Origin of the sequence: Pseudoflavonifractor sp. An184 (assembly GCF_002160305.1) — a bacterium.
GTDB lineage: Bacteria > Bacillota > Clostridia > Oscillospirales > Oscillospiraceae > Lawsonibacter > Lawsonibacter pullicola.
This window is the reverse complement of sequence record NZ_NFKI01000085.1, coordinates 1-8645: the sequence shown is the minus strand read 5'-3', so window position 1 is coordinate 8645 and position 8645 is coordinate 1. Positions and strand designations below refer to the sequence as shown.

Sequence of the window (8645 nt, the reverse complement as noted above, 5' to 3'; positions counted from 1 at the left end):
TTTTGGCTTGATTTAGAACTAATTTAGAATTTTTTGAGAAAGAGATTGGGCGAGCAGCTTGTGGTCAAAATGGTTGGACAAACGACCGTTTTGGAAGGGATGACCACATGGTATCTAAGGAAAATGGCAATTAACTCAAAAAATTGACAGCGAAATTTGAATTAAATGAAAAATTTGCGGGTAGCATCATCAAATTTTTGATTTAATTCGATTTTTGGATGCAAAATTTTGAGCTAATTCCGTGCCATCATCAAAATTTTGAGTTAATTCAAAAAATTAAGATAAAAATTTGCTGATATAGAAAACTGATGGAGATATAAGCCACTGGGGAAACAAACTTTTTGGGGAGGGGTGTCGTATGGAACGCTTAGGTGAGCGCACACGAGACATCCGATTTTACAGTAACAAGAACGGAGATATCGTATGCCTGCACAGTAAGTGGGCGAGGAATTACGCACGATGGTTGGAGGAGCAAGCGTGGGTGCAGAGTTATCAGGTAGGTTGTCCTCTGGATGCCGACATCATGGGCCGCATATCACGGGCGGGCATACGCACGGACTACCTACAGACCGGGTGGGCTACCGACTTTGTCATCCGGTACGCTGATGGACACAAAGGCGTAAGAGAGCTAGTGCAGCGAGGACAGTTGAAGAAAAAGGCCCATGTAGAGCGCCTGGAGCTATCTCGCAGGTACTGGGCGGCGACCGATACGGAGTGGATGGTGGTGATCGTAGATGGATAGACCACTGCGCTTTGTGAAACGATTGGGCGCCATATATCGAGTTTTGCTTGAGACTCCGGCCGGTTGCTGGCTGACTGACTGTAACGGCCCCTCTCCACCATTTTTTGAGGTCAGCTTGGACAGGTATGAGCGAGTACCAGCACCGAATAGTTGGATGGACGAGCACACTATAACACCGGCTCAAGAAGTCCGCCTGAGGATGATCCAGCCGATGATGGACTGCGACGACTGCATCTCAGACAAAACCCTGCGCTACAAGATGGCGGCAGAGGCGGCACAGCAGCACCAGACTACGACACGCCGCATCCTGCGGCTGTACTACCGGTATCTTGCCACAGGACGACTCACGCAAAAGCGGACACAGCAGGCCAGCAAAAGCAATCAGATGATAGAGCGAGCAATCCGGCGATACTATTTTGGTGCCAAACGGCTATCCCTAAGATCCGCTTATGAGATGATGCTGCTGGAGGACTATGTGGGACCCGAGGGAGAGATGGATAGCGATGCTCCGACATGGAGCCAGTTCCGCCACTACTACTATGGACACAGCTTGCACAAGGACCCTCAAAAGATCATTGCACGAGAGGGCCTTACCAAATATCAGAGAGACCACCGACCTGCATGGGGCTCCTCTGCCGGATGGCGGCCACAGCCTGGGAGCTATCAGATGGACGCCACACAGGCGGATATCTACCTGGTGTCCAGGCAGGAACGATCCATCGTGGTGGGCAGGCCGTATATCTACTTGGCGGTAGACACAGCCACCCACCTGATTGCTGGTGTCTATATCGGATTTTCATGCGATGAGACTGCTGTGATGGCTTGCATTGAGCAGGCCACTATGGATAAGGTAGCATATTGTGCCCGCTATGGAATCGAGATCACTCCGGAGCAATGGCCATCTGCTGGGATGCCATCGGAGATCATCACGGATCAGGGGCGTGAGTTTTTTGGTCCCAGAATGTCGGAACTATGCCGCCGGTATGGTCTGGAAGTACTGACCTTACCGCCATTTCGGCCGGACTGCAAGGGGGCCGTCGAAAAAACGATTGATCTGCTGCAGCAAAGATACAAGCCTATGCTGCGGGGCCGTGGCGTAATCGAGGATGACGCACAAGAGCGATGGGCTACCGACTACCGCACGCAGGCAACCCTTGACCTTGATGATTTTGCACGGGTTGTAATCCACTCTGTACTGTACCTAAACAGCGGGAGACTTGTCGATGGCAAGACTCCAGCAGAAAGATGGACGGAGCTATCACCCCGATTGATGGCGGTGGATCCTCAGGAGCTGTACATACAGACGCTGCCACGGGATACCGCCAAGCTGACCCGTAAGGGCCTCCGGATCAATCGTATGTGGTACGCCCCGGATGATGCAGATGGGTTGACCATTGGAGACAGCTATTCGGCAAACTTTGCACCAAACTACTATCATAGACCACACTCGAAGACGGTCATTGACAATTGACTAAAAGCGGGGACGGACGGCTCCTTGAATAAATCGCCTGGATATTTCAGCATAATCATGCTAAAATTCTCGCAAGGAGGTTGATATTATGAATATGGTTAGACCTGTTTCTGATTTGACAAATAACTTTGTAGACATATCAAAGACAGTTCATGAAACAGCTCAACCTGTTTTCTTGACGAAAAACGGATATATTGATATGGTGGTTTTGAGCATGGAGGCATTCGAAAACTTGCAGTTCGGAGGTGAAGTATATTTCAAGTTACAGGAGGCTGAGAAAGAAACTGAGTTGACAGAGCAACGCTATTTCTCCAAGGATGCGCTGAAGGCGATGAAAGACACCATTGGAGGGGAATAGGTTGTATAGTTTAGGTATTTGCTTGCTACCCGAAAAGATGTGCTTAAAACCCTACGACTTATCAGTAGGATACTGCAAAACTCGGACGCAGCGAATCTTCAATGTGGACATACGCTTTCTCATTTAGCCCACTGATGGTGGAGGGAGAGACCTTGCTGCCCCACAGGGCCTCGGTGATGTCCTCTACACGCCGGACTGATACACCTGCCAGGTACATTTTAAGAGTCTCTTCCACACTGCTCTTCCGGCGGCGATACCGTTCAATGATGGCAGTTTCAAAGGAGATTCCCTTGAGCTTAGGTACCTTGAGAGTGACATCCCCAGAAGTGGTGGTGAGGTTAATGAAAAATATCGGGCTCGATCGCTTGATCGGGCCCGATGTTTTGTCCTGTTACCGTGATTATTTTTACATGATTGGGGGAATTATGCTTGTTCTGTTTGTGCCTCTTGGTCCGCTTTTAGATAAGCAATAGCTTTTTCTGTGTCATAGATACACCAATGGCAAAACCGGTTGATCAAATCTCCGATGCTAATACCCATGGGCTTGATCAGATCTTCGACTTGAGCCATTAACTCACTATCGATTGTAATTGTGATAATTTCTGTCTTACCCATATCAATTGGCTCCTATGCAAACTTTTTGATGCACTTACAATCTACGCGATTGTTAGCAGCCTGCAAGATGTCCTTGCAGACTTTGTCCAGATGCTGGGGTAATTTCGCGGCTTCTTTGTTTATGATCTTTATATTTACTATCTTATCAGAGAGTTTTGTGTCCTGCAACTTTTTTATTCTGCAGTTACATTCTTTTGCACAAAGAAAAGAGATATACAGGTATGCACTCCCGATTGTTTTTACATCTTTGGCTCGCAGCCTTCTAAAATTTACTGCAAGACAACCTGCAGGTAATTTAGTGTTTATATAATGTGTCAATAAGGAAAAGAAAAATGCATTAAAATGTTCAAATAATCTCTAAATTAGAATATTATAAAACTATTTTCCGAAAAACAGTTGGTGTGTCGTATAAAATAATGAACACTGGATTTGTGCCGCACAAAAAATTTTTTAGGAATTTTAGTTCTTATATTATTTCAAAAAATGTCTAATAACAATATATTCTGCAACTTTTATTGAAGAAAACTGTCCTTTGTTATATAAAACAATCAAAAAGTGGAAATACAAAAAAGGAAAACCGCATAGGATGTAATAGACATAGCCAGACAGCGCACGGAGATGAGGGGCTAGTACAGGAGGAGACCCATAATTCCTGGCGAATCCCCCGCAGCGGGCTGGCTGCATACAGACTCTTTCCGGCTTGTCCGGAGACGGGGGTTTAGGCGATCACGGCCCTCGATATCAACAAGCGCGATCAGGTCTGGCGGAGCCGCCGCAATGCGTCCGCTCGGGGGAATGTGTGGGAAAGATGATCCAAGAACTCCCGTCAACCGGGTGTGCCTGTCCGGGATTATAGAAATTAGGCAGGAGGGTTTCTCGCTGGCGATGAGCCGGGGGAGCTTGCTCAAGGATGGTCGCCGAGGAGCGAGAATACGGCGGAGAGCAGGCTGGTCGATCATCGCTGACAAGATCAAATGAGGTCTTGGACTCCCCTGAGCAGCGCAAAAGAGTCGTATTATACTCTTTTCGCGATGCTCAGGGGGTGTTGCATTCTTTTCACGACAAGATTATGCCTTCCAGCCTTATCCCGACAGCCAAGGATCATGATTCTTTGACACAAAAGGAATGTGCTGAGCAGTCGGTCCATTTGCCAGGTGCAGGTGTGGCAGCGCCTTTGGCTCATGGCCTCCCAGGGCAGGTACAGGGTAGTCAGGACGCTTGACTCAAGGGCTTGCCTCCAGTGGTCTGCCAGGCAGTCTTTCAACATCTGACTGATTTCCCCCTGCAGCACAGGACGCAGTCAGTGTCTGCTCCGGTTGCACAGGGCCAATATCAACAATCCCTACTGGCTCGGACAGGGGTGATGATTAACTCATCCTCAGAAGCGTTCAACAATTTACCTTGCTAAAGCTTTGGGGTGAACACGATTGTAGCACAGGACGCAGTCAGTAATCCGCTCCGGCATTGTGGAGGCTTGTGTTATAACTCTTTCCGTCAGAAGCAGTTATTAAGAGACACTTAATAACTGTGTTCTTCTCAAGCTCTCAGTTTGAACTATCCGGGAATTCCGGATAGTTTGGGTGTGCTCATTGATTATCTGAACCTCCACATCGTACAGCTCCGCCATCATTTTTTGCGTCAACCAGAAAGCCTCTTCCTCATAGCGTATCTCCACGCTTATGAGCTTGTGCCAATAGAATTCTTCCTGTTTGCATATACATATATTAGATAAGCTGCAATTTGGAATTATGAATTACAGTACAAGGAACACGGAGGAATATATCATGGTACACACGCTTCAAAACGATGCCGATACCAAGAGGTTTTTAGAGGCACTGGTGGACACAAAAATATCTGAGTTTAAACTAATTTGTAGGGGCACTGATCTGGAAGATATATTTGATGTGAGTACCCCTATGCCTGATATCATTCTGGAGGACACAGGAAAAAACTGCTATGTTATACAATATTTGCAGGGCACAAAATATGATTTGGAAGAATTGCGTCGATATTACCAGCAAACTGTGGATGACTACTATTATCACCGTAGCCGTAGTGCCACAGATCTGCCAGAGGTGTACATTATTTTTATCTGCAATTACGACTATTTTGGTTTGGGTCTTGCAATGTATTACACCGAGGACACCTCCGACGGGATCGAAGTAGTTGATGGGCGCCACATGGTTGTTCTTAACAGCCAATACCTCGTTAGCAATGCAGAGCCAGAGATTATTGCGTTGTTGGATCGTTTCCGTAATTAGGATAATAATCGCTCTGTTGACACAGTATGGACAGGCTGGGAGTATTAGCATCTCCCGGCCTGTCCACCTTGTTTTGCGCGAGAAAAAAGATAAATAGGTATCTTTTGTAGCAACGCGGGATAAAAGTCATCTGTTAGTATAAAAAACCGTAATTGGAGATTATATAAATGAAGTCTGCGATCTCCAACAACAACCACCCCATGAGCAAGAAATAGAGAATAGCAATCACAGCGGTAACTAAGGCGGCTTTTATAAAGTGATAAATGATAGCCTTGTGCTCCGACTCCAGATGCAGCAGCAGATAACCAGGGCTGCTTAGGTGCTGCGATAGCTTGTCATGCCCCAGAGGCTGCGTGATCGGCGGATAAGTGTTCTATATGACAAATTGTTGGAAACAACAAAACGACGATGCTGTTATCAAACCGGAGGTTGGTCTTAAGCTAGCGAAAGCGGATATCGGCAAACTTTGCACCGAACTACAGATGGACAGCTATCATAGACCATACTCGAAGACGGTCATTGACAATTGACTAAAAGCGGGGACGGACGGCTCTCTGGATAAATCGCCTGGATATTTCACTTCAATCCACGCCTCCCATACGGGAAGCGACAGATTTATTTTGACACTCCCCGTGCCTTTGCGTCCGCAAACGCATCCAGGTAACCGTAAAATCTCCCGGCGTATAAAAAGGCCGCCATCTCAGTACCCAGGCATTGAGATGGCGGTCGGCATTTTCATTATTATTTTGGAATTTTACATTCCTGCGGAGCATTCACAGGAAGGAAAGATTCTGCCCAAGCCTCATCCGTCTGGCTCAGCCCAGGTGCGGTGTTCAGAAGCCAAACCAGGTAGCGGTAGGGATCCAGGTCGTTCTCCTTTGCGGTTTCAATCAGACTGTAGATCACAGCGCTGGACTGGGCGCCGGCGGGGGTGTTGGAAAAGAGCCAGTTCTTCCGGCCCATGACGAATGGCTTAATGCTGCGCTCGGCACGGTTGTTGGAGAGCTCCAGCCTGCCGTCCTCCAGATAGCGTACCAGGTAAGGCCACTGTTCCCGCAGATAGTGCAGCGCCTTACCCAGGGCGGACTTGGGCGCTGTCTTGGCGCTGGCTTCATTTGCCCATGCCAACAGAGCGTCCAGAACCGGTTTCTCCAGTTCCAGCCGCTTGTCATAGCGCTCTTCCGCTGTAAGTCCGGTAAAAGACTGCTCCAGCTGAAACAGCCTGGCGCAGTAACACTCGCCGGTAGCTGCCAGAGAATCCTGCCGTTTCTCCTTGGGCAGGGTTTGCAGCGCCTCATCAAATTTTCGCCTGGCGTGTGCCCAGCAGCCCACTACCCGGATGTTCCCGGGCAACTTGTGGTAGCCCTGGTAGCCGTCCGCGTGCAGCCAACCAGAGAAGTCCTTGAGGAATGCCTGAGCATGCTCTGCCTTCCGGCTGGGCTGGTACTCGTACAGGACAATGGGATGCTCAGCGCAGCCGCTGGTACGGTAGAGCCACATGTAAGACTTGCTCGTAGAAGTCCTGCCCGGCTCCTTCAGCACCTGCAGTGTGGTCTCATCCCCGTGCAGCACGGTTTCCTTGCACAGCTTCCGGTGCAGTTCATCGTACACAGGCCGCAGCCAGGTGTCCGAGGCCTGTAGGATCCAGTTGGCCATGGTCTGCCGGGAAAGCTTCAGCCCTTGCCGCTGAAAATCCTGCTCCAAACGGTACAACGGTGCGTACATGACGAATTTCTGTGTCATGATATGGGCTACCGCCTCAGGTGAGGCAAAGCTGCCCGGGCAAAGCACGGGCTGTCTGGGTGTCTTTCGGAGATTGCCTTCGCCTGTTTCCGCCTCGCACTGCTTGCAGGCGTAGGTGTAGTACACATCCTCCCGGATCCAGAACCGGACCGGTTCCATCTTCAGGCTCCGGCGCACCTCTTTGCCAATCTCCTCCATGACTGTACCACAGGCATCACAGATGCGCTCTTCTTCGGAAAGACGGTGCTCCACCACTTCCGTAGGGGTGCCCTCCGGCACGATATCCAGCACATTGCCGCTCTGCCGCTTGCGGGCATGGGCCTTTACCGCCACCTGCTCCGCTGTGGCATTCTTGGTCCCATAGGCGTAGGCCTCCGCCTCATTTGCCATGAGAGACAGCTGCTCCATCAGCCCCTCCTGGAGCCGCTCTGAGGATGCGCCAAACTGCCGCTTTTTTGCAAGACCAAGCTGCTCCAGAAGCCATTGGTTCTGGAGCTTTAACTCTTCATATTCCGCCCGTGAGATGGTCACCATTTCCGGGGTGCTTGCGGCAGTGTTCTTCTTGTTTTCCATAAAAAAATGATACCACAGCACTGGCCCAAAAGCCACTGTTTTCAGCGCTTTCTGGCATTAGATTACGCTCAGGCCGGACACCGCTTTGTTTGCCTTCGGCTGCTCGGTCTTCAGTCCCTCCATCAGCCAGCGGTACTGTTGGGGTGTCAGGGTCTGCACTTCCTCCGTGTTCCTGGGCCATTGGAAACTGCCGCTCTCCAGACGCTTATACAGCAGCAGAAAGCCGTCTCCCTCCCAGTACAGTGCCTTGAGCCGGTCCCGCCGTCTCCCGCAGAACAGAAACAACGCCCGCTGAAAGGGATCCATCTGGAACTGGCTCTTTACCAGATTGGCCAGTCCGTCAATGCCTCGCCGCAGGTCTGTGTATCCGCAGGCGATGTACACCGGGCAGCTGCAGTTGAAATCGTTCAGCATGACTTTGCCGCCTGGAGAATTGCCTGCAGTGTGGCCTTATCCGCTCCCCCGTAGACCTGGATCCGCACACCGCTTACCTCCATGGCTGCTACGATATGCCCGGAGGGCTGGGTACGCTCCATGACCGGCACCTCTGCGAAGGTCACCTCCTGGAGTTCTTTCAGCGCCTGAAATACCTTCCTCTGCCAGAAGAAATAGGTGGATACCGCTATCCTATTTTCCCGGCACCATTGACCTACCGGCAGCCCACTGCTCCGGCAGGCCTCCACACGCCGGCTCCATTCCACCAACCGCTGTTGTTGATTGGCTCTCTGTAAACTTGCCGCCTTCTCCATGCCTGCACCTCGCTATCTCAGAGTCTTGGATACTCTCTGGTACTACCTTGTACTACCATGCACTTCCTCAGACTCTTATAGTTTGGCAAAGGCATTTTACCCTGACAAGTCGCCGACTGTTTTTACGCTTACG

Annotated in this window: 7 protein-coding genes and 1 pseudogene; 3 read left to right on the top strand and 5 right to left on the bottom strand. The window is 49.9% G+C overall.

Annotated features, from left to right (window positions below; translation table 11 throughout):
- The first annotated feature begins 941 nt into the window (after positions 1 to 941).
- Complete coding sequence (locus B5F19_RS15880; RefSeq protein ID WP_242972848.1) at positions 942 to 2213, top strand: DDE-type integrase/transposase/recombinase; 1272 nt, start codon at positions 942 to 944, stop codon at positions 2211 to 2213.
- An 88-nt stretch (positions 2214 to 2301) separates the two neighbouring features.
- Positions 2302 to 2571, top strand: a complete 270-nt coding sequence (locus B5F19_RS15875) for a type II toxin-antitoxin system Phd/YefM family antitoxin (RefSeq protein WP_087292438.1) — start codon at positions 2302 to 2304, stop codon at positions 2569 to 2571.
- A 94-nt stretch (positions 2572 to 2665) separates the two neighbouring features.
- Here B5F19_RS15875 and B5F19_RS15870 read toward each other — a convergent pair.
- Together B5F19_RS15870 and B5F19_RS15865 are read right to left on the bottom strand one after the other, a co-directional pair.
- Positions 2666 to 2902, bottom strand: a pseudogene (locus B5F19_RS15870) (transposase); the annotation flags it as partial.
- 92 nt (positions 2903 to 2994) lie between these two features.
- Entirely contained in the window at positions 2995 to 3186 is a 192-nt protein-coding gene (locus B5F19_RS15865) for a hypothetical protein (protein ID WP_087292435.1), read from the bottom strand.
- A 1784-nt stretch (positions 3187 to 4970) separates the two neighbouring features.
- On the opposite strand from B5F19_RS15865, the gene B5F19_RS15850 reads away from it, so the two are divergent.
- Positions 4971 to 5447 carry a hypothetical protein gene (locus B5F19_RS15850; protein ID WP_087292430.1) on the top strand — a complete coding sequence of 159 codons (477 nt, stop codon included), beginning with the start codon at positions 4971 to 4973 and terminating at the stop codon, positions 5445 to 5447.
- A 741-nt stretch (positions 5448 to 6188) separates the two neighbouring features.
- On the opposite strand, the gene B5F19_RS15845 is transcribed toward B5F19_RS15850, so the two are convergent.
- Genes B5F19_RS15845 through B5F19_RS15835 form a run of 3 tightly spaced genes read right to left on the bottom strand, consistent with a single transcriptional unit; the run spans position 6189 to position 8512 of the window.
- Complete coding sequence (locus B5F19_RS15845) at positions 6189 to 7763, bottom strand: IS66 family transposase (protein WP_204248351.1); 1575 nt, start codon at positions 7761 to 7763, stop codon at positions 6189 to 6191.
- Positions 7764 to 7820: 57 nt separating this feature from the next.
- Positions 7821 to 8177 carry an IS66 family insertion sequence element accessory protein TnpB gene (tnpB, locus tag B5F19_RS15840; protein ID WP_087292425.1) on the bottom strand — a complete coding sequence of 119 codons (357 nt, stop codon included), beginning with the start codon at positions 8175 to 8177 and terminating at the stop codon, positions 7821 to 7823.
- Positions 8171 to 8512 (bottom strand): hypothetical protein, encoded by a 342-nt coding sequence (locus B5F19_RS15835; protein WP_087292422.1) that lies wholly within the window; start codon positions 8510 to 8512, stop codon positions 8171 to 8173. Before B5F19_RS15835 ends, tnpB begins: the two co-directional genes overlap by 7 nt.
- Positions 8513 to 8645 lie beyond the last annotated feature (133 nt).